15 protein-coding genes are annotated in these 21,175 nt (G+C 68.8%); 7 read left to right on the top strand and 8 right to left on the bottom strand.

Going from position 1 to position 21,175, the window contains the following annotated elements; genetic code table 11:
- Positions 1–15 precede the first annotated feature (15 nt).
- Complete coding sequence (locus tag VZL07_RS21845) at positions 16–1,053, top strand: hypothetical protein (protein WP_426749540.1); 1,038 nt, start codon at positions 16–18, stop codon at positions 1,051–1,053.
- Here VZL07_RS21845 and hemH read toward each other — a convergent pair.
- The 6 genes from hemH to VZL07_RS21815 form a co-directional block, all read right to left on the bottom strand.
- On the bottom strand, positions 1,013–2,092 hold the full coding sequence (gene hemH / locus VZL07_RS21840) for a ferrochelatase (protein ID WP_426749539.1): 1,080 nt from the start codon (positions 2,090–2,092) through the stop codon (positions 1,013–1,015). The genes VZL07_RS21845 and hemH overlap by 41 nt on opposite strands.
- A complete protein-coding gene (gene apaG / locus VZL07_RS21835) occupies positions 2,092–2,478 on the bottom strand; it encodes a Co2+/Mg2+ efflux protein ApaG (RefSeq protein WP_426749538.1) in 387 nt (128 codons plus the stop codon). The genes hemH and apaG overlap by 1 nt, the downstream gene beginning before the upstream one ends.
- A 73-nt stretch (positions 2,479–2,551) precedes the next feature.
- Positions 2,552–3,502: a TerC family protein gene (locus VZL07_RS21830; protein ID WP_426749537.1), complete on the bottom strand. Its 951-nt coding sequence runs from the start codon at positions 3,500–3,502 to the stop codon at positions 2,552–2,554.
- Between the two features lie 85 nt (positions 3,503–3,587).
- Entirely contained in the window at positions 3,588–5,729 is a 2,142-nt protein-coding gene (glgX, locus tag VZL07_RS21825; RefSeq protein WP_426749536.1) for a glycogen debranching protein GlgX, read from the bottom strand.
- Entirely contained in the window at positions 5,726–8,827 is a 3,102-nt protein-coding gene (treY, locus tag VZL07_RS21820; RefSeq protein ID WP_426749535.1) for a malto-oligosyltrehalose synthase, read from the bottom strand. Before treY ends, glgX begins: the two co-directional genes overlap by 4 nt.
- A 164-nt stretch (positions 8,828–8,991) precedes the next feature.
- On the bottom strand, positions 8,992–9,306 hold the full coding sequence (locus VZL07_RS21815) for an SWIB/MDM2 domain-containing protein (RefSeq protein WP_426749534.1): 315 nt from the start codon (positions 9,304–9,306) through the stop codon (positions 8,992–8,994).
- Positions 9,307–9,653: 347 nt separating this feature from the next.
- Between VZL07_RS21815 and VZL07_RS21810 the strand changes: the two genes are divergently transcribed.
- The 5 genes from VZL07_RS21810 to VZL07_RS21790 all read left to right on the top strand — a co-directional run bounded on the left by VZL07_RS21810 (position 9,654) and on the right by VZL07_RS21790 (position 18,443).
- Positions 9,654–10,634 (top strand): NAD-dependent epimerase/dehydratase family protein, encoded by a 981-nt coding sequence (locus tag VZL07_RS21810; protein WP_426749533.1) that lies wholly within the window; start codon positions 9,654–9,656, stop codon positions 10,632–10,634.
- Positions 10,635–10,697: 63 nt separating this feature from the next.
- Entirely contained in the window at positions 10,698–11,363 is a 666-nt protein-coding gene (locus VZL07_RS21805) for an HAD family hydrolase (protein WP_426749532.1), read from the top strand.
- A 14-nt stretch (positions 11,364–11,377) separates the two neighbouring features.
- Positions 11,378–12,988 (top strand): lactate racemase domain-containing protein, encoded by a 1,611-nt coding sequence (locus tag VZL07_RS21800; RefSeq protein WP_426749531.1) that lies wholly within the window; start codon positions 11,378–11,380, stop codon positions 12,986–12,988.
- Between the two features lie 8 nt (positions 12,989–12,996).
- Positions 12,997–17,418, top strand: coding sequence for an AMP-binding protein (locus VZL07_RS21795; RefSeq protein ID WP_426749530.1), 4,422 nt, complete (start codon positions 12,997–12,999; stop codon positions 17,416–17,418).
- The gene (locus VZL07_RS21790) at positions 17,415–18,443 is read left to right on the top strand and encodes an NAD-dependent epimerase/dehydratase family protein (protein WP_426749529.1); all 1,029 of its coding nucleotides are present in this window, start codon (positions 17,415–17,417) and stop codon (positions 18,441–18,443) included. The genes VZL07_RS21795 and VZL07_RS21790 overlap by 4 nt, the downstream gene beginning before the upstream one ends.
- Before the next feature lie 189 nt (positions 18,444–18,632).
- Here VZL07_RS21790 and VZL07_RS21785 read toward each other — a convergent pair whose 3' ends face one another.
- Together VZL07_RS21785 and VZL07_RS21780 are read right to left on the bottom strand one after the other, a co-directional pair.
- Positions 18,633–18,797, bottom strand: a complete 165-nt coding sequence (locus VZL07_RS21785; RefSeq protein WP_426749528.1) for a hypothetical protein — start codon at positions 18,795–18,797, stop codon at positions 18,633–18,635.
- Positions 18,798–18,800: 3 nt separating this feature from the next.
- Positions 18,801–19,682 (bottom strand): diguanylate cyclase, encoded by an 882-nt coding sequence (locus tag VZL07_RS21780; protein WP_426749527.1) that lies wholly within the window; start codon positions 19,680–19,682, stop codon positions 18,801–18,803.
- Positions 19,683–19,939: 257 nt separating this feature from the next.
- Here VZL07_RS21780 and glgC point away from each other — a divergent pair, with 257 nt between their 5' ends.
- A complete protein-coding gene (gene glgC, locus VZL07_RS21775) occupies positions 19,940–21,169 on the top strand; it encodes a glucose-1-phosphate adenylyltransferase (RefSeq protein ID WP_426749526.1) in 1,230 nt (409 codons plus the stop codon).
- Positions 21,170–21,175 lie beyond the last annotated feature (6 nt).

Genomic DNA, 21,175 nt, shown 5'->3' with positions numbered 1-21,175 from the left:
AAGGAGCGTCCCCGCGTGAAGCGAAGCGTGTTTGGCCTGGTCATTGCCCTCTCTCTGACCGCCTGCAAGGAAGAGCCTCGAGGAAAGATGGAGCCCATTCCCCGGCCGCCGGGGATGAAGGATGCTCCGCCGCCCGCGGAAGCGGCCCCCGCCGCGCCCGCGGAGCCGTCCGTGGACCCGTCGAAGGTCGTGCTCCGCTGGAAGCTCGCAGCGGGCGCGCCCACGACCTACCGGCTCGACATCGAGCGCACCGGCGGCGCGGCCGCCAGCGCCGAAGCAGGCACGCCCACGAAGGGCGCCAAGGGCAAAGGCAAAGGCAAGGAGAAGGCCGCGCCCGCCGCCACGCCCACCGCGCCCCTGCCGGACGCCATCAGCTACGTCCTGGACCGGACCGACTCGGGGGACTACCGCCTCCGCGTCACGCCCGTGGGAACGAAGGCCGAGGCGGACACCGGCACCCTGAGCGAGCGCGGCTTCGTGCTCGACGGGCTGCAGGGCGTCACCCGGAACCTGGCCACGCTGGTGCTGGAGCTTCCCCGGGACCCGGTGGGCACCGGGGACGCGTGGTCGCTCGCCACCGAGCTGATTCACATGGAGGCGCTCGGCGCGCAGTTCCAGCCCGGCCAGCCCGAGCGCCACAACCGCGTGAAGCTCGCCAGCCTGACGCCCGCCGACGGCGGCGAGCAGGTGGCCACGCTGGAGTACGACATCTCCGAGAAGCTGGCCGGCACGGTCCGCCCCAAGGAGGCGCCGCCCACCTCGCCCGCGCGAGCCGCGGAGGAAGAAGCGGAGGCCGCGGATGACGAGGCCTCCAAGAACAAGCCCACGCGCGAGGCCAGCGCCAGCGCCGAGGTGAGCATCACCGGCCGCGGCGAGTTCCTGGTGAAGGCCGGGCGGTGGCGCTCCTGGGAAGGCACCGTCACCTCGGTGACGAAGAGCGGCTTCCCCACCGCCGCGCTCCAGATGCCCACCGGGACCCTGAAGCTGCGCCTCACCGCGATGGAAGCGGCGCCTACGCCCCCGCCGACGCCGACGGCCCAGCCCCAGCAGTAGGCGGCCCGTCCGACTCGCGCACCAGTTGCACCACGGCGTCCACCCAGGCCGGGTGGGCGTTCAGGGAGGGGACGAGCGTCAGCGACTCCCCTCCCGCTTCCAGGAACTGCTCGCGCGCGCGGAGGCCAATCTCCTCCAGCGTCTCCAGGCAGTCCGCCACGAAGGCCGGGCACATCACCGCCAGGCGCTTCACGCCCTTCTTCGCCAGCTCCGGCAGCACCACGTCCGTGTACGGCTTCACCCACGGCGTGCGGCCCAATCGCGATTGGAAGGACACGCTCCACCCATCCGCTGGCAGCCCCAGGCGCGCGGCCAGGCCCCGCGCCGTCGCATGGCTCTGCGCGCGGTAGCAGTGCTTGTTGGCAGCCGTCAGGGTGTCGCAGCACGAGGTGGTGGACAGGCAGTGCGCCCCCGTGGGGTCGCTCTTGCGCATGTGCCGCTCTGGCAGGCCGTGGAAGCTGAAGAGGACGTAGTCGGCGCGCGCCTCGTCAATCACCGGCCGCGCCACGGCGGTGAAGGCGTCCAGGAAGCCCGGATGGTCGAAGAAGGCCGGCACGGCGCGCACGAAGGGCACGTCCCAGGACTCCGCCAGCACCTCGTAGGTGCGCGCCAGCGAGGACGCCGTGGAGGACGCAGCCTCCTGCGGGTACAGCGGCAGCACGGTGAACTCCGACACGCCCCGGGCGCGCAGCGACGCCACCGCGTCGGTGATGGACGGGGAGCCGTAGCGCATGCCCAGCGCCACCTCGTACTCGCCCGCCAGCCGCTCGGCCACCTGGGCCGCCAGGGCCTGGCTGTACACGAGCAGCGGCGAGCCCTCCTTCATCCAGATTTTGCGGTACGCCTCCGCGCTCTTCGCCGGCCGCACCGGCAGGATGACGAAGTTCAGCAGCGCCCAGCGGGCCACCGGGTGGATGTCGATGACGCGCGGGTCATTGAGGAACTCGCGCAGGTAGCGCCGCACCGGCGCCGTCTCGGGGGCGTCCGGCGTGCCCAGGTTGACGAGCAGCAGCCCTCGCTTGGAAGTCGGCGTCGGCATCAGTGCAGGGAGTTGGGAAGGGTGAGCGCGAACTCGGCGATGCGCGCGTCGAAGCGCGTGCCGTCCGGCCGCACCATGTCATAGCTGCCACGCATGGTGCCGAAGGGCGTGCGCAGCATGGCCCAGCTCGTGTACTCGAAGCGCTCCCCGGGCCCCAGGTGGGGCTGGCGGCCCACCACGCCTTCGCCCCGCACCTCCTCCACCTTGCCCGTGGCATCGGTGATGACCCAGTGCCGGGCCTTGAGCTGCGCCGGGACGGTGCCCTCGTTGGCAATCTCCACCGTGTACATGAAGGCGAACTGCCCGGACTCCGGAGCGCTGCGCTCCGGCCAGTAGGCGGGCTTCACGGTGATGCGGATGCCGTCGGTCGTGGCGCTGGAAGACATGCCCCCAGATTTGGCGGCAATGGCAGCCACTTGCAAGGAAAACGCCGGGTTGGAGAGCCCGGCGGCCGCCTGCTCACGTCTTGGCGCTCTCCCGGTCCTGTCCAGGCTCCGGCTGCTTGGGCCACACCAGCGAGGCGACGATGGCCGCCACCAGGACGCCGGCAATCACGCCCAGGGAGATGCCGATGGGGACGTGGATGTCGAAGAAGGTGATGAGCATCTTCACGCCCACGAAGCCGAGAATCGCGCTCAGGCCCACCTTCAGGAAGTGGAACTTGTCCATCAGGCTGGCCACCACGAAGAACAGCGAGCGCAGGCCCAGAATCGCGCACACGTTGGACGTGTAGATGATGAAGGCGTCCTGGCTGATGCCCAGCACGGCGGGGATGGAGTCCAGCGCGAAGAGCAGGTCCGTGGCCTCCACAACCAGCAGCACGATGAACAGCGGCGTGAACTTGCGCCGGCCGTCCTCCGTCACCATGAAGCGGCTGCCCTCGCCCATCCGGGCCACGGGCAGCACGCGCCGCGCGAACTTCACGATGCCCTTCTGCTCCGGGTCGATCTCCTCGTCCTTCGACACCAGCATCTTCACCGCGGTGAAGACGAGGAACGCGCCGAACAGGTAGATGAGCCAGTGGAACTGCTTCACCAGCGCCGTGCCCGCCAGGATGAGGCCCGCGCGCATGATGAACGCGCCCATGATGCCCCAGAAGAGCACCCGGTGCTGGTGCTCCGGCGCCACCCGGAAGTAGCTGAACACCATCAGGAAGACGAAGAGGTTGTCGACGGAGAGCGCGTACTCCACCACGTACGCCGTCAACCACTGGAGCCCGACCGTGGGGCCCCGGAAGTGCCAGATGCCCGCGCAGAAAATCAGGCTGAGGGTAATCCACACCAGCGTCCAGAGACCGGCCTCCTTCGGCGTCACCGCATGGTCCTTGCGGTGGAAGAGGCCGAGGTCCAGCGCGAGCATCGCGAGGACGAAGACGTTGAAACCCACCCAGAGCGCGACTTGCGTATCCACTTGGAATTCCTGTTGCAGGGTCCGAAGGGGGCGCACCCTACTGGCGGCGCGCCTGGCCGTCGACCCCTTGCGTTGAAGCGGGGGGTTACTCCGTCGCCGGGCGGCGCAGCACCACCAGGGAGCGGCCCGCCACCTGGACGTTGCCGCCCGCCGGCGTGTGCGTGCGTGGCGACTCGCCGCACACGGCGGTGTCCACCACCCGCTCCCAGTCCGCGCCCCACTCGAGGGCCGGCAGCATGAAGGTGATGGGCTCGTGGTGCGCGTTCATCAGCACCAGCACCGTGTCCCCGACAATCCGGTTCCCTTCCTCGTCCGGCGCGGCGATGGCGTCACCGCCCAGCAGGAACGCCAGGGAGCGCACGTAGGGCTTCTCCCAGTCGTCCTTGCGCATCTCCTTGCCGTCGGGCCGGAACCACGCCAGGTCCTTCAGCTCGCTGTCCCACATGTGGGCGCCGCGGAAGAAGCGCCGCTTGTGCAGCACCGGCTGCTCGCGCCGCAGCTTGGTCAGGGCGCAGGTGAAGTCCAGCAGCGCCCGCTGCGTGTCGTTCAGCTCCCAGTTCACCCACGACAGCTCGTTGTCCTGGCAGTAGGCGTTGTTGTTGCCCTTCTGGGTGCGGCCCATCTCGTCGCCGGCCACCAGCATGGGCACGCCCTGGGACAGGAAGAGCGTGGCCAGGAAGTTGCGCTTCTGCTGCTCGCGCAGGGCATTGATTTTCGCGTCCGTCGTCTCGCCCTCCACCCCGCAGTTCCAGGAGTGGTTGTCATTGGCGCCGTCGCGGTTCTCCTCGCCGTTCGCCTCGTTGTGCTTGTCGTTGTAGGTGACGAGGTCGTGCAGCGTGAAGCCGTCATGCGCGGTGACGAAGTTCACGCTCGCGGTGGGCTTGCGCCCCGACAGCGAGAACAGGTCCGAGCTGCCCGTGAGGCGGTAGCCAATCTCCGCCGCCTGCCGGTCGTCCCCCTTCCAGTAGCGGCGGATGGTGTCGCGGTACTTGCCGTTCCACTCGCTCCACAGCACCGGGAAGTTGCCCACCTGGTAGCCGAAGTCGCCCACGTCCCAGGGCTCGGAGATGAGCTTCACCCGGCTGAGCACCGGGTCCTGGTGGATGATCTGGAAGAAGGCCGCGCGGGTGTCATAGCCGTGGCGGTCCCTGCCCAGCGTGGTGGCCAGGTCGAAGCGGAACCCGTCCACGTGCATCTCCTCCACCCAGTAGCGCAGGGAGTCGGCGATGAGCTTCAGCGCATAGGGGTGCGTGGCGTTCCACGAGTTCCCGCACCCGGTGACGTCCATGTAGTAGCGCGGGTCCTTCTCCGTGAGGCGGTAGTAGGCCGCGTTGTCCACGCCCTTGAAGGACAGCGTGGGGCCCAGGTGGTTGCCCTCGCAGGTATGGTTGTAGACGACGTCCAGCAGCACCTCGATGCCAGCGCGGTGCAGCTGCTTCACCATCTGCTTGAACTCGTCCACCTGCCCGCCCAGCGAGCCCGAGCCGCTGTAGCGCGCGTCCGGCGCGAAGTAGCCCAGCGTGTTGTAGCCCCAGTAATTGACCTTCTCGCGCTGGATGAGGAAGGGCTCGTCGACGATGTGCTGGATGGGCAGCAGCTCCACCGCGGTGACACCCACCTTCTTCAGGTGCTCGATGCTGGCCGGGTGCGCCAGCCCCGCGTAGGTGCCCCGCAGGGCCTCCGGCACGCGCGGGTGCAGCTTGGTGAAGCCCTTCACATGGACTTCGTAGATGAGGGTGTCGTGCCACGGCACGTTCGGCGGCGCGTCGCCCTCCCAGTCGAAGGTGTCCGGCCCCAGCACCACGCCCTTGGGCACGGCCGCCGCGTCGTCACGCGTGTCGAAGGCGAGGTCCTCCTCCTTCGCCCCGGGGGTGTAGGCGTAGATGGGCGCCTGGTAGTCCACCTTGCCGTGGATGGCGCGGGCATAGGGGTCCACCAGCAGCTTGTGCGGGTTGAAGCGCAGCCCCTTCTTCGGCTCGTAGGGCCCGTGGACGCGCAGCCCGTAGAGGGTTCCAGCCTGGAGGCCTGGCACGTAGCCGTGCCACACCTGGTGGGTGGTCTCCAGCAGGGGGAAGCGGCGCGTCTCCTTCGCCGGGTCCGCCGCGTCGTAGAGGCAGATTTCGACCTTCTTCGCGTGCTCGCTGAAGACGGCGAAGTTGACTCCGTGCCCATCGAACGTGGCGCCCAGGGGATACGGCTTCCCTGGAAGCACCTCGGCCCTCCTCATCCGGCGCTCCTCTCCAGCAACACCACCGGAAACTCCGCCAGGAGCGGCCCGAGGGGCAGCACCGCGCCGCCCGGTCCACGCTCAGGCCGAACCTGACGTCCGGTGAACACATGGCGGAACATCATGCCCGCATATGCCTCCGGAAGGTCCAGGAACGTGCTGCCGTAGGCCCCGGCCAGTCCGTCGGGGGATTCCAGCGCGGACTGGGTGTAACGCGGCGCGCAGGCCACCACCACCTCCTCGCCATGCTCGCGCGCGAGGGCGACGGCGGCCTTCGCCCGGGGGCCCGTCAGCTCGAGCGCCCGGTAGCCCCCGCTCCGGAACAGGACCGGCTGGCGCTGGCGCAGCCGCAGGGACTCGGCCAGGACATAGAGCTTCACCCGGCCATCATCCATGTCCGCCGCCAGCTGCCCGCTCAGCGCGGCCCTATCCCTGGCGGCCTCGGCGTCCAGCGCCTCCAGCAGCCGCGAGCGCAGGGCGAAGTCCACCGGCCGCCGGTTGTCCGGGTCCACCAGCGACAAATCCCACAGCTCGCAGCCCTGGTAGGTGTCCACCACGCCCGGCGAGGCCAGCTTCAAGAGGAGCTGCCCCAGCGCGTTGTACTGCCCCGCGCGCTCGATGGAGCGCTTGAAGTCCCGCACGTCCTCCAGGAAGCCGCCCGTCACCTTCGGGTCGAAGCAGGCGTCCACGAAGCGCGCCACCGCGTCGTCGTAGGCGCCGTCCGGGTTGGTCCACGAGGTGCGGACCTTGGCCTCCTTGATGGCCTTGCCCATGTACTCGCGCACCCGGCGATGGAAGTCCGCCATCTCCTCGGCGGAGTGGGACGCGCCCATGGGCCAGGCCCCCACCAGCGTCTGGAAGAAGAGGTACATGTCGTTGGCCGTGGGCGCCGGGCCGGAGGGCAGCAGCGACACCGCCTTCTCCGTCTGCCGGGCCCACTTCTTCACGCGCTTGCGCCACGTGTCCGGCACCTCGGTCAGCACGTTGATGCGCGCGCGCACGTCCTCGCTGCGCTTGGTGTCGTGGGTGCTGGAGGTGAGCTGGCTGGCCGGCCAGCGCTCCGCGCGCTCCTGGTTGCGCAGGTGGAAGGTGTTGGCATGGACGCCGAAGCGCTCCGGCTCGCCGCCCACCTCGTTGAGGCTCACCAGCCGGTTGTAGATGTAGAAGACGGTGTCCTCCAGGCCCTTGGCCATGACGGGCCCCGTCACCTGCTGCAGCTTCATCGCGAAGCGCAGCATGACGGCGCGCTCCCGCGCGTCCACGTGCTCCGGGTAGCGGCGCAGGAGGATGTCGCGCAGGAAGTCGAAGATGGAGGCGTTGGTGGTGGCGTTGCGCTCCTTGGCGCGCTGGATGGTCCACTCGATGTACTGCACGTCGCGCGCGTCCAGCTCCGGGCGCCAGCCGTCCACGTAGGTGCGGTAGACGGGGAACAGGGCGATGAACTCCACCAGCGCCCGCCGCAGCGAGTTGAGCGTGAAGTCGCGCGTGCGCCGATTCATCTCCGAGATGCGGTTGAGCTCGTGCGCCAGCACGTTGATTTCGCTGGCCATGGACACGCGCATGATGAGCAGCTTCTTCTGGTAGACGAGCTCCGCGAAGTCCGCCTGGCCGCCCACGAAGCGCTCGTACGTCTCCGTCAGCGCCTTCTCCGCGTCCGGCTGCACGAAGAGGCCGCTCACCGCGTTGGCGAAGCGGTAGCCGGTGGTGCCGTGCACGGCCCAGGCCTCGGGCATGCGCTCGCGCCCGCCCTGAATCTTCTCCACCACCACGTACAGCGCCTTGCGCAGCGGGCTGTCCGGATGCTGCGTCACCTCGGCGCGCCAGCGCTCGCGCAGCGTGGCCTCCACGGCGGGCCAGCGCGTGTCGTCCTCCGCGTGGGACTCGAGGAACAACGCATGGGCGCGCTCCACGAAGTAGCCCTCCTGCAGGTCCAGGAAGTACGCCGTCGGGTCGAAGAGTCCGTCCGGGTGGTCGATGCGCAGCCCGGTGACGAGCCCCTCGCGCAGCCAGCGGAAGATGAGCGCGTGGGCCTCCTGGAAGACGTCCGGGTCCTCCTCGCGCAGGGCGGCCAGGCCGTTGATGTCGAAGAAGCGGCGGTAGTTGATCTCCTCGCCCGCCACCCGCCAGTGCGCCAGCCGGTAGCTGCATGCCGTCAGCACCGAGTCCAGCAGGTCGAACGAGCGCGGGTTGCCCGGCTCACCGTTGAAGACGCGGACGTTGTCCTCGATGTATGCCTGCAGCTCCGGGCACTCCGCCGTCACCGCGGCCAGCCGGCGCTTGATGACCTCCTTCTCCCGGTGGCGCTCCACCACCCGGGCCCGCTCCACCTCGGTCCGCGCGGGCAGGTGCTCGATGGCGGTGAGGATGGACAGCACCTCCACCATGCACGGGTGCTCCGCGCCCAGCCGGGCCTCCAGCCGCTCCAGCCCGTGCCGCAGGATGCGCGCGTACTGGCGCGGCGCCACCGGCAACGTGTGCTCGTAGTAATGGAGGAAGAAGGCGCCCTCGCGGTAGGACAGCTTCAGCTCCCCCCGCTCCAGGACGATGCCGTACTGGTCCCCCAGAATCGGCAGCAGCACCCGGTCGCGAAGCTCCTCCTTCACCGGCGCCCAGTCGATGTCGAAGAACTTCGCGTAGACGGACGACGGCCCGTTCTCCAGCACGTCGAACCAGAGGCGGTTGTCCCGCTCGATGCCCATGTGGTTGGGCACCACGTCCAGCACCTGCCCCATGCCCCGCTCACGCAGCGCCGCGCAGAGCGCCGCGTGGGACTCGGGCGTGCCCACCTCGGGATTCAATTGTTGGTGGTCCACGCAATCGTAGCCATGCGTGCTGCCGGGCGTGGCCTTCAGGTAGGGCGAGGCGTAGAGGTCGCTCACCCCCAGGCGGGCCAGGTACGGCACGACTTCGCGCGCGTCGTCGAAGGTGAAGCCCTTGTGGAACTGGACCCGGTACGTGGACAGGGGCGTGTGCGGCCGCGACTCGAGCTCGTCCCGGACGCGGATGTAGAGGCCCTCGGCCAGGGCCTCGGCCGTCATCGTGGTGCCACCCGCCCCATTCGAGGCGGTCCCCTCTTCTTCCAAGGCGTCGAGCAACATGTGGCCCAGAGGTAGGCCGCCAGCGCCCCGTCCGCCAGCACGCAGTCACCCGTCCGCCCTCTATCCAACGCTCCGCGCTGCTTCCCAACCCCTGGAAATGCAAGGGGCCCGCCGCATATCGCGGCGAGCCCCGAGTACGGCCACCGGGAGACCCCGGCCGGTGCTCAGCTCAGCTGCTTGTTCACCAGCGCCGTCATCTCGAACATGGTGACGTTCTTCTTGCCACCAAAGATGGGCTTGAGCTTGTCGTCGGCGTTGATCTGCCGCTTGTTCTTCGCGTCCTGCAGGCCCTGCTTCTTGATGTAGGCCCAGAGCTTCTTGACAACCTCGGTGCGCGGCAGCGGCTTGGAACCGACAATCTCCGCGAGCGCGGGGGAAGGCGTCATCTCCTTCATGAACGACGCGTTCGGCGTGCGCTTCTTGGCAGCGGTCTTCTTGGCGGCGGGAGCCTTCTTCGCAGCAGCTTTCTTGGCGGCCATTCGTCTTGAGTCTCCTCCCCTCCGAAGGGGACGTTGTACGGCGTTGCTTACGTGAAGCGACAGCCGATGCGGCGTAGAAGTAGCACGCCCAAGCCCGAAAAACAGCCCTCTCCTGCGTTTTTCCCTCTGAGCGCCCCGCTTTGAACGCCGCTGGGGCCCGAAAATCCGGCTCCGGCGCGAACGCTGCGATCCTACCGGCTGCGCTCCGGAACGCGTCCGCGGGCCGAAAATCAGGCGCGGGAGCGCTATCTTCCCTCGGGAAACCCCTTACCGGAGCGTCCAGTCACCCCAACCGCCGCTGGATTCCCCTTGCGGTCGTGGTGTGTTTTTTTGGATGAAAAGCCGTCATGAGAGCCCTCATCACCGGTGCAGGCGGCTTCCTGGGAACGTGGCTGGCCAAGGCCCTGGCCGCCCGCGGGGACAGCGTCACATGCCTGTTGCGACCGGGGGGAGACGCCTCGGGGCTCGCGGGCGTGGCGTACACGCGGGCGGAGGGCGATGTGACGGTCCCCTCCACGCTGGCGGCCGCGGTGGCCGACCAGGACGTCGTCTTCCACCTCGCGGGCGTGCGCCGCGGCGCGACACGGGACGACTTCATGCGCGTCAACGCGGAGGGCACCCGGAATCTGTGCGAGGCCATGGTGGCCACGGGCCACCGCCCCCGCCTGGTCCTTGCGGGCTCGCTGGCTGCCTGCGGGCCCTCCACGCCGAGCCGGCCCCATGTGGAGGAAGACCCCTTCCAACCATACGAATGGTACGGAGAGAGCAAGGCGGAAGCGGAGCGCATCGCCTTCTCGTACGCGGACCGGCTGCCGGTGACGGTCTCGCGCCCGCCGCGCATCCTCGGCCCCTGGGACAAGGAGAACCTCCCGTTCTTCAAGCTGGCGCAGCGGGGCATCCGCCTGGAGCTGACCGGAGGTCCCCGGCCCCTGACCATGGTGGACGTGGAGGACGTGGTGGACCTGCTCGTGCTCCAGGCCACCCACCCCGCGGCGCTGGGCGAGGCCTTCTTCTGCGCCGGCCCTGGCGAGCCCCTGTCCCTGGAGGCCGTCCAGGACCTGGGCGCGCAGGCGCTGGGGCTGCAGCCTCGCACGGTGCGTCTGCGTCCAGGCGTCCTCCAGGCACTGGCCGCCGCGGCGGACGGCGTGTCGCAGCTGACGGGCCGCAAGCTGCCCCTGAACCGGAAGCTGGCGCGGCAGTTGCTCGCACCCGCCTGGACGTGCTCCGGCGCCAAGGCCGAGCGGCTGCTCGGCTTTCACCCCCGGCGTGACCTGGCGGACTCCATCCGTCGCAGCGCCCGGTGGTATCGAGAGCAGGGCTGGCTGTAGGTCCCCTCACGGCCGGTATCGTTGACCTTACCCCCCTCGGAGTGTCAGGAAGCCCGCAGCCACATGCCCTCGAAAGCTGCCTTCTTCGATGTCGACGGGACGCTCGTGAAGACGAACGTCGTCCACGTCTACGCGTACTACGCGATGAACCGCGGCTCGGTCCTGGGTATCGCCGGGAGGACGCTGAGCACCGCGCTCAGCGTGCCGCTGTTCGGTGTCATGGACGCGCTGGACCGCAAGACGTTCAACGAGTTCTTCTACCGCTACTACGCCGGCCTCAGCGAGGACCGCCTGGTCACCATCGCCGAGGACATGTTCGAGGACGTGCTCCAGCCGGCCCTCTACGAGCAGACGCAGGACCTCATCGACCAGGCCCGCCGCAGCGGCTGCAAGATTGTCCTCGTCACCGGTGCGCTGGACTTCACCATGCGCCCGCTGGCGCGCCACCTGGGTGCCGACGACCTGATCGCCAACAAGATGCAGTTCGTGGGCGGCAAGGCGACGGGCAAGGTGATTCCGCCCATCATCGAGGGCGCGAACAAGGCCAACGCCATCCGCGCCTACTGCACCAAGGAAGGCCTGACCCTGGACAAGTGCCACGGCTACTCCGACAGCGCCTCTGACTACGCCATGCTCGCGGTGGTCGGCCGACCCACCGCGGTGAACCCGGACCTGCGGCTGCGCTCCATCGCGCGCGCCTACAACTGGCCCATCCTCGACCTCAAGTAGGAGCCCCCATCTCCATGCGCCCGTTCAAGACGCTCCAGAAGCTGTACGACGAGGAAAGCCAGGTCGTCATCACCGAGAAGGGCAGCCCGCCGCGAGTGCTCTTCCACGGCGAGAACTTCCTCCAAGAGGACCTGCCGGTGGGCACGCGGGTCATCTTCCCGCGCCCGCCGCTGGCCGGCGTGCCCAACGTCAAGGCCGCCATCCGCTACGCCATCAACCACCCGGAGGGCATGGAGCCGCTGCACGCCCTGCTCAAGCCGGGCATGCGCCTGACCTGCGTCATCGACGACATCAGCGTGCCGCTGCCGCCCATGGTGACGCCGGACGTGCGGCAGAGCATCCTGGAAATCGTCCTGGAGCTGGCCGCCGACAGCGGCGTGGACGACATCCACCTGGTCATCGCCAACGCCCTGCACCGCCGGATGACGGAAGCCGAGATGCGGCGCATGGTGGGCCAGAAGATCTTCGACGCCTACTACCCGGACCGCTACTACAACCACGACGCCGAGGACCCGGACGGGATGGTCGCGCTGGAGCGCACGTCCCACGGTGAAGAGGTGTCGGTGAACCGCCGCGTGGCGGAGAGCGACCTCATCGTCTACGTGAACGTGAACTTCGTGCCCATGAACGGCGGGCACAAGTCCATGGGCACCGGCGTGTCCAACTACGCGTCGCTGCGCCACCACCACAACCCGAAGACCATCCGCGCCTCGGACAGCTACATGGAGCCGAAGGCCAGCGCGCTCTACAAGAGCAACGAGCGCATCGGGCGCAACATCGACAAGCACCTGAAGGTCTTCCACATCGAGACGGCGCTGAACAACCGCATGTTCGGCGGCCCCACCGACTTCCTCGCCAAGAAGGAAGAGGACTACACGGAGGCGGACCGGCTGAAGTTCCAGGCCATGCGCTTCGCGCTGTCCAAGATGCCCCGCGCGGCGGCGCGCAAGGTGCTCAACTCCGTGCCGGCGCCCTATGAGGTCACGGGCGTCTACGCGGGCGCCACGGAGCCCACGCACCAGAAGACGCTGGAGACCAGCTGGAAGCAGTACGTGGTGCCGGTGGAGGGGCAGAGCGACATCGTCATCTTCCCCATCCCGTTCATCTCTCCGTACAGCGTCAACTCCATCCTCAACCCGCTGCTCGTGCAGGTGATGGGGCTGGGCTACTTCTACAACCTGAACCGCGGCGTGCCCCTGGTGAAGAAGGGCGGCGTGCTCATCCTCCTGCACCCGGCCTACGACGAGTTCGACCCGGAGCACCACCCCAGCTACATCGAGTTCTTCCACCGGCTGCTGCCGGAGACGCGCGACTCCATGAAGCTGGAGCACAAGTACGAGAAGGAGTTCGCGGAGAACCCCAGCTACGTGCACCTGTACCGCAAGGGCAACGCCTACCACGGTGTGCATCCCTTCTATATGTGGTACTGGGGCGAGAATGGCCGCCAGCACGTGGGCAAGGTCATCGTCGCGGGCGCGGAGAACAACCACGTCCCCGCCCTGCTCGGCTGGGACCGCACCGACACGCTCACCGAGGCCATTGAAGAGGCGCGCGGGTTCATGGGCCGCTCGGCCACCATCAGCCTGCTGCGCATCGCGCCCACGGTGATGGTGGACGTGAAGTGAGGACGCCCATGTCGCCGCTTCCCGAGCTGAACGTCACGCAGACTTTCACCGGCAAGCGCCTGCTCTTCGCGGGCGCCACCGGCTTCGTGGGCAAGGTGACGCTGTCCATGCTGCTGACCCGCTACGGGCAGGAGCTGGACAAGGTGTACGTGCTGGTCCGCAAGGGCAGCGCCGCGTCCGCCGAGCGCCGCTTCTTCGACAAGGTGGCCACCAGCGAGCCCTTCCAGCCGCTGCGCGACAGCCTGGGCGACGAGGGCGCGCTGGCCTTCATCCGCCAGAAGGTGGAGGTGCTGGACGGCGACATCACCGACCCGTGGATGGGCCTGGAAGAGGCCCGCGTGGCGGAGCTCACCGGCAAGGTGCACGCCTTCATCAACTGCGCGGGCCTGGTGTCCTTCAACCCGTCGCTGGAGGTGGGCCTCAACGTCAACACCCACGGCCTGAAGTTCGCCGCGGAGCTGGCGCTGCGCTGGTCGGTGCCGCTGGTGCACATGTCCACGGCCTTCGTGGCCGGCAACCGCAGCGGGCTCGTCTTCGAGGACGAGGAGATTCGCGGCTACTTCCCCAAGCGGGGCGAGCTGGACGGCCGCGACTTCAGCCTGGAGCAGGAGCTGGAGGACTCGGCGCGCATCGTCGCGCGGCTGCGCGAGCAGGCCGAGGACCGGGCCCTCACGTCCACCTTCCGCAAGAAGGCGCTGGACCGCCTGGCCGAGGAAGGCCGCGACACCAACGACGAGAAGACGCTGCGGCTGGCGGTGGGCCGCGAGCGCAAGCTGTGGCTCAGCGGCGAGCTGGTGCGCGCCGGCATGGAGCGCGCCGCCCACTGGGGCTGGCCCAACACGTACACGTACACCAAGTCCCTGGGCGAGCAGGTGCTCGCGGCCACCCCGGGCCTGCGCTACTCCATCGTGCGGCCGTCCATCGTGGAGAGCGCGCGGCACTTCCCCTTCCCCGGGTGGAACGAGGGCTTCACCACCTCCGCGCCGCTGGCCTTCGCGGGCATCAAGGGCCCCGGCGGCATCCCCGCCGGTGAGAACACCATCCTGGACATCATCCCGGTGGACCAGGTGGCGGGCGCCACCATCGGCATCACCGCGCATGCGATGACGGTGGAGGAGCGGCGCATCTACCAGCTCGCGTCCGGCGACGAGAACCCCTTCTACGCGGGCCGCTCGGTGGAGCTGGTGGGCCTGTACCGGCGCCGCTTCTACCGGAACCGCGAGTCCGGCAACAAGCTGATGAACAAGCTGCGCTCGCGCCTGGAGCCGCAGCCGGTCAGCAAGAAGGAGTTCGAGCTGTTCAGCGCGCCCATGCTGTCGCGCGGCGCGCGCTTCCTGAAGAAGGCCATCGACGAGGTGCGGCCCGCGTGGGGCGCGCCGTCCATCCAGGCGATGCTGGACAAGGCGAAGGTGTCGCTGGACGAGGTGGACGACAACGCCCAGGGCATCATCGCGCTGACGGAGCTGTTCCTCCCCTTCCTCTACGAGAACCGCTACGTCTTCCGCTGCGACAACACGCGCTCCGTCTACGCGCGCATGGCGCACGCGGACCGGATGAAGGTCCCCTGGGACCCGGAGAACATCGACTGGCGCGACTACTTCATGAACACGCACCTCCCCGGCCTGGAGAAGTGGGTGTTCCCGGGCATGGAGGAGGAGCGCGAGAAGCGCACCGTCATCCCCGCGCACCGCGACCTGCTGGAGCTGCTGGAGGCCACGGTGCACGCGTACCGGCACCGGGTGGCCTTCCGCATGGTGGCGGGCGAGAAGGAGGAGCGCTTCACCTACGGCGAGGTGCACCGCTATTCGGCGCGCGTGGGCAGCTTCCTGCTGCGCGCGGGCATCCAGCGCGGCGACCGCGTGCTGCTGGCGTCGGAGAACCGGCCCGAGTGGGGCATCAGCTACTTCGGCATCCTGCGCGCGGGCGCCACCGCCGTCCCGGTGGACCCGGGCCTCAGCGAGGCGGAGCTGCTCAACATCGCCCGCCGCGCGGAGGCGCGCGCGTGCCTCGTGTCGGAAGACGTGGCGCGGGACTTCCCCGGCCTCGTCAGCGCGCTGGGTGACGGCGTCACCGTGGCCAGCCTCGCCGAGGCGATGACGGGCGACCCGGCGCACCCGGACCGCATCGGCCCCGTGCGCAAGTCGGCCGCCGCGGACGACGTGGCCAGCGTCATCTTCACCTCCGGCACCACGGGCACGCCCAAGGGCGTCATGCTCACCCACCGCAACTTCGCCTCGCTGGTGGCGAAGCTGGCCGGCGCCTTCGACGTGGGCGTGGGCGACGGCGTGCTGTCCGTGCTGCCGCTGCACCACACCTTCGAGTTCTCCGCCGGCTTCCTCACGCCGTTCTGGCGCGGCGCGGAAATCACGTACATCGACGAGCTCACGTCGGACCGGCTGGGCGAGGTGTTCGAGACGGGCCGCATCACCGCCATGGTGGGCGTCCCCGCGCTGTGGCAGCTGCTGCACCGCAAGATTACGCAGGAGTTCGCCAGCCGCCCGCCCTTCATCGAGCAGGCGCTGAAGGCGCTGATGGCCACCCACGGCGAGCTGCGCAACCGCAACAACATCAACCTGGGCAAGCTGCTGTTCTGGCCGGTGCACCGCAAGTTCGGCGGGCGCATCAAGGTCATCGTGTCGGGTGGCTCGGCGCTGCCGGACGACGTGCACAAGGCCTTCCACGAGCTGGGCTTCAACATCACGGAGGGCTACGGCCTGACGGAGGCCGCGCCGGTGCTGGCGGTGACGAAGCCCGGCAACAAGCGCCAGCCCGGCACGGTGGGCCGCGCGCTGCCCGGCATCGAGCTGCGCATCCTCAACCCGGACAGCGACGGGCTGGGCGAGGTGCTCGCCAAGGGCCCCAACGTCATGCCCGGCTACTTCGGGGACCGCGAGGCCACCGAGGCGGTGCTCAAGGACGGCTGGCTCCACACGGGCGACCTGGGACGTCTGGACGCGGAGGGCCGCCTGTACCTGGTGGGCCGCGCGAAGGACGTCATCATCGACCACAACGGGAAGAACATCTACCCGGACGAGCTGGAGGAGCTGTACCAGGACCACCCGCACATCAAGGAGCTGTCCATCGTCGGCCTGCCCGACGAGGCCGGCGGCGAGAAGGTGGCGTGCCTGTGCGTGCCCGACTACGGCGACCGCCCGCGCGAGGAGGTCCGCCGCGAGTTGGAGGAGCACTTCCGCAAGGTGGGCGCGGGCATGCCCTTCTACCGCCGCGTGAAGGTGCTGCGCCTGTGGGACGGCGAGCTGCCGCGCACCGCCAAGCGCAGCGTGAAGCGCAAGCAGGTGGTGGAGGAGCTCAAGCGGCAGGAGCGCATGGCGGCCAGCGCCAGCAAGGCGCGCGAGAAGGCGGCCAGCCCCACCACGGGTGGCATCGCGGACTGGCTCTACCCGCTCATCGCGGACGTCTGTCACCGGCCGGTGGCCGACGTGCGGCCGGACGCGCTGCTCAGCGGCGACCTGGGCTTCGACTCGCTGATGCTCACCGAGCTGTCCTCCGCGCTGGAGGCGGCCGGCGTGCCCCTGCCCGCGGTGGAGGACCTGACGCAGGTGCAGACGGTGGAGGACCTGCGCAAGGTGGTGGCGTCCTCCGGCAAGCGCCCCGCCGTGGAGACGCGGGCGAAGGAAATCTCCAGGGAGAACGAGCGAGCCGAGGAGGTGGAGATTCCGGTGCCCGACGTGGTGGCGGACGTGGGCCGGCAGCTCCTGTCCTTCGGCCAGAAGGTGCTCTACGGCGGCGTGTTCGACGTGAAGGTGACGGGCAAGCCCTTCATCCCGCAGAACCGCAACTTCCTCGTCATCGCCAACCACGCCAGCCACCTGGACGCGGGCCTGGTCCGCGTGGCGCTGGGGGACCAGGGCGAGCGGCTCGTGTCCCTGGCGGCGCGCGACTACTTCTTCAACACCCCGCTCAAGCGCGCCTGGTTCGAGAACTTCACCAACCTGGTGCCCATCGAGCGGCAGGGCTCGCTGCGCGAGTCGCTGCGCATGGCGGGCGAGGCGCTGCGGCAGGGCTTCAACGTCCTCATCTTCCCCGAGGGCACGCGCTCCACCACCGGTGAGCTGCAGGAGTTCAAGTCCACGCTGGGCTACCTGGCGCTCACCTTCCACGTGGACGTGCTGCCGCTCTACATCGGCGGCGCCTTCGACGCGCTGCCCAAGGGCAACGTGCTGCCCAGGACGAAGACGCCCCTTCGGGTGAACATCGGCCCGGTGCTGAGCCACACGGAGCTGCGCACGCGGGTGCAGGGCATGGCGCGCTCGGAGGGCTACCGCTACGTCACCCGCATCGCCGAGGACGCCATGCGCGCGCTGCGCGATGGCCGGGTGCTGAACCTGGAGCGCGCCGACGTGCCCCTGACCGGAGCAGCCGCGCGCGCGGCCGCGTCCACCACGTCCACGGAAGGGAAGGACTCGTGAAGCTGCTGGTGACGGGAGGCACGGGCTTTCTGGGCACGCACTTGGTGCCCAGGCTGGTGGCGGCGGGCCATGCGGTGCGGCTCATCGGGCGCTCGCAGCCCTCGGGCGCGGCCTACGCGGGGACGGAGTACGTCCCCGGTGACCTGAAGAACCGGGACGCGGTCCGCCGCGCGCTGGAGGGCGTGGACGCCGTCTACCACCTGGCGGGGCTCGTCTCCTTCCAGCCGAAGGACGCGCGGAAGATGTTCGAGCTGCACGTGGACAGCACCCGCGAGCTGCTGCGCGACGTCCGCGAGGCCGGCGTGAAGCGCGTGGTACTGGCCTCCACCTCCGGCACCATCGCGGTGTCGAAGGAGGAGCGCGTCCGCAACGAGGACGACGACTACCCGATTACGACGGTGGGCCGGTGGCCGTACTACCTGTCCAAAATCTACGAGGAGAAGCTGGCCCTGGAGTACTGCCGCAAGCACGCCATTCCCCTGGTGGTGCTCAACCCCAGCCTGCTGATGGGGCCGGGGGATGACCGGCTGTCCTCCACGTGGACGGTGGTGAAGTTCCTCAACCGCGAGATTCCGGCCATGCCGGGCGGCGGCATCTCCTTCGTGGACGCGCGCGACGCGGCGGACGCCTTCGTCCAGGCGCTCACGCGGGGCGAGGTGTACGGCCGCCACCTCATGGGCGTGAACATGTCCATGAAGGAGTTCTTCCACCGGCTGGAGCGCCTGTCCGGCGTGCCCGCGCCCAGGCTGAAGCTGCCGTCCCAGGTCAACGTCCTTGGGGGAAAGCTGCTGGAGCGCTGGGCCAAGGTGCGCGGCACCACGCCGACGCTGGACCCGCAGGAAATCGACATCGGCGAGCACTGGTTCTGGCTGGACGCGTCCAAGGCGGAGGCCCAGCTCGGCTTCCGCGCACGCGACGTCCAGGAGACGCTCGCGGAGACGGTGCAGCACATCTACGGGAAGATGCCGCCGCAGTGCCTGCCGGGCACCAAGGGCCGACTGGCGGAGCTGCGGGAGAACACGTGATGTCCGCCGAGGTGGGCGTCCGTGCCAGGGACGCCCGCGCCTAGACTCGCCGTGGTGAGCGCCCCGACGCCCTGAGTCGCTGCCGCGTAGCCCAAGCCGCCCCTATCCATGCCAGGCGGCTCGCTGCCATCGCTGCGACATGCGCACCCGCCGCGCGGCCCCAATCAGCGCATCGCCAATCGCATGCCCCTACCGCCGCGGCAGGCCCACCGTGCGCTGGGCGTTGTCCACGAGCCGCGCCGCCCACGGCTCGGAGCGGTGGCTCCAGACCCAGGCCGCGCCCAGGAAGACGCAGCCGAGGAGCACCAGCACCAACCGCGCCAGGAATGACGGCCCCGCTTCGCTCGCGGCCACGGCCTACCCCACCACGCGGTTGCGGCCCGACTTCTTCGCCTTGTACAGGTTGGCGTCCGCGACCTTGATGAAGTGCGTGGGCTCCACCATGTCCGACGTCTGCTCGGCCACGCCGATGGAGATGGTGACGGGGATTTCCTTGTCGTCGTAGACGAAGGACTTCCCTTCGATGAGCCGGCGAATCTTCTCCGCGAACAGGCGCGCCTTCTCCGGCCCGTCCTCGGGCAGGACGATGGCGAACTCCTCGCCGCCATAGCGGGCGAAACACTGCTCGCGGCGCACCAGGCGCTTGATGGACTGGGCCAGCTCCCGCAGCACGTAGTCCCCGGCGAGGTGGCCGTGGACGTCGTTGATCTGCTTGAAGTGGTCGATGTCGAACATCATCAGCGTCAGCGAGCGCTGATAACGCGTGGACCGGCCCATCTCCTTCTCGAGGTACTCCAGGAAGTACCTCTTGTTGTTGATGCCGGTGAGACCGTCCGCGATGGTCAGCGTGTAGATGGTCTCGTGGTACTGGGTCTCGATGTTGTCGCCATCGAGGAACTTGAAGATGGAGCCCCCCACCTTGACCAGGTCCCCGCTGCGCAGCGGCGAGGCCTGAAGCACTTCCTGGTCATTGAGGAAGGTGCCGTTGGTGGAGCCCAGGTCCTCGACGAGCATCTTCCCGCCACGCCCCAGGATGCGGGCATGGCGGCGGGACACGTTGTCCAGGTCCACCACGACGTGGTTGTGCTGATCCCGCCCGATGGTGAGCTCGGTGTCCTCGATGAGGTACTTCTTGCCCAGCTCCGGGCCATGAATCTGCACGAGACAACACTCCGTGCTGCGGTGGGCATGCACGTTGAGCGTTGAGATCTTGGTGACGCGGGTTTCGTCGCCGGCCATCGGAAACGAGGCTAGCACGACAGCCTCGGCAGACGCCACGCAACGCGGCTGGAGCCGGTTCATCGGCCCTTGGCGGCGTTTCTCCCACATGGAAATCCGGGGCTGCCGCCGGGCCCCCGGGGACGGCAACCCGGGGCGTCCGGCGTTGAACGCCGGGCAGGACACCTGAACAGGCGGTTGGGCACTCAACGATGGCGGGCAGGCAGGCGCGCGTGCCCTTGCCGGCCCTCCGGGGACGACTAACGTCCGGCGCACCTATGTCCAAAGTCCTGGCGATGATTCTGGCTGGAGGCGCGGGCACGCGCCTGGAGCCCCTGACGCGCGAGCGCGCGAAGCCCGCGGTCCCCTTCGGCGGTCGCTACCGCATCATCGATTTCGTCCTCTCGAACTTCGCCAACTCCGGCGTCTACCGGATGAAGGTGTTGACGCAGTACAAGAGCGATTCGCTCAACAACCACCTGTCCCGCGCGTGGCGGATGACGGCGTTCCTGGGCCACTACGTGGAAGCCGTCCCCGCGCAGATGCGGACGGGGCTGGACTGGTACAAGGGCAGCGCGGACGCCATCTACCAGAACCTCAACATCGTCACCGACGAGGAGCCCGACCACATCTTCGTCTTCGGCGCGGACCACGTGTACCGGATGGACACGCGGCAGATGCTGGACTTCCACTGCGCGAAGAAGGCGGCGTGCACGGTGGCCGCGATTCCCGTCCCCATCGAGCAGGGCCGCGAGTTCGGCATCATCGACGTGGGGCCGGACGGGCGGATGCGGCAGTTCCTGGAGAAGCCCAAGGACCCGCCGCCCATGCCGGGCAACCCGAAGATGTGCCTGGCCTCCATGGGCAACTACCTCTTCAACACCGACACGCTGGTGCAAGAGGTGGTGCGGGACGCCGCGGACGAGACGAGCGCCCACGACTTCGGCAAGTCCATCATCAGCGAGCTCTACAAGCGCGCGCCGGTGTACGTGTACGACTTCGCCCAGAACGAGGTCCCCGGCCAGGAGGCCAAGGAGCGCGGCTACTGGCGGGACGTGGGGAACATCGACGTCTACTACCAGTCCAACATGGACCTGGTGGAGGTGGACCCGACGTTCAACCTCTACAACGACCGCTGGCCCATCCACACCCAGCCCAACAACTACCCGCCGGCGAAGTTCGTCTTCGCGGACGAGCAGAACCACCGCGTGGGCCACGCCATGGACACGCTGGTGGCGGAGGGCTGCATCATCTCCGGCGGCAGCGTGCGGCGCTCGGTGCTGTCCCCGAAGGTGCGCGTCAACTCGTACTCGGAGGTGGAGGACTCCATCCTCTTCGAGAACGTCACCATCGGCCGGCGCTGCCGCATCCGCCGGGCCATCATCGACAAGAACGTGGAGATTCCGCCGGGGATGACCATCGGGTTCGACCCGGTGGAGGACAAGCGGCGCTTCCACGTGACGCCCGCGGGCGTGGTGGTGATTCCCAAGGGCATGAAGGTGACCTGAGGCGCC

Source organism: Pseudomyxococcus flavus (assembly GCF_050038885.1).
GTDB lineage: Bacteria > Myxococcota > Myxococcia > Myxococcales > Myxococcaceae > Myxococcus > Myxococcus flavus.
This window is presented reverse-complemented; position numbering and strand designations above follow the sequence as displayed.

Excerpts from the sequence above, each read along its gene's own strand:
- hemH (WP_426749539.1), bottom strand. The coding sequence starts at position 2,092 with ATGCCGACGCCGACTTCCAAGCGAGGGCTGCTGCTCGTCAACCTGGGC.
- apaG (WP_426749538.1), bottom strand. The coding sequence starts at position 2,478 with ATGTCTTCCAGCGCCACGACCGACGGCATCCGCATCACCGTGAAGCCC.
- glgX (WP_426749536.1), bottom strand. The coding sequence starts at position 5,729 with ATGAGGAGGGCCGAGGTGCTTCCAGGGAAGCCGTATCCCCTGGGCGCC.
- treY (WP_426749535.1), bottom strand. The coding sequence starts at position 8,827 with ATGTTGCTCGACGCCTTGGAAGAAGAGGGGACCGCCTCGAATGGGGCG.
- VZL07_RS21815 (WP_426749534.1), bottom strand. The coding sequence starts at position 9,306 with ATGGCCGCCAAGAAAGCTGCTGCGAAGAAGGCTCCCGCCGCCAAGAAG.
- VZL07_RS21810 (WP_426749533.1), top strand. The coding sequence starts at position 9,654 with ATGAGAGCCCTCATCACCGGTGCAGGCGGCTTCCTGGGAACGTGGCTG.
- VZL07_RS21805 (WP_426749532.1), top strand. The coding sequence starts at position 10,698 with ATGCCCTCGAAAGCTGCCTTCTTCGATGTCGACGGGACGCTCGTGAAG.
- VZL07_RS21800 (WP_426749531.1), top strand. The coding sequence starts at position 11,378 with ATGCGCCCGTTCAAGACGCTCCAGAAGCTGTACGACGAGGAAAGCCAG.
- VZL07_RS21795 (WP_426749530.1), top strand. The coding sequence starts at position 12,997 with ATGTCGCCGCTTCCCGAGCTGAACGTCACGCAGACTTTCACCGGCAAG.
- VZL07_RS21780 (WP_426749527.1), bottom strand. The coding sequence starts at position 19,682 with ATGGCCGGCGACGAAACCCGCGTCACCAAGATCTCAACGCTCAACGTG.
- glgC (WP_426749526.1), top strand. The coding sequence starts at position 19,940 with ATGTCCAAAGTCCTGGCGATGATTCTGGCTGGAGGCGCGGGCACGCGC.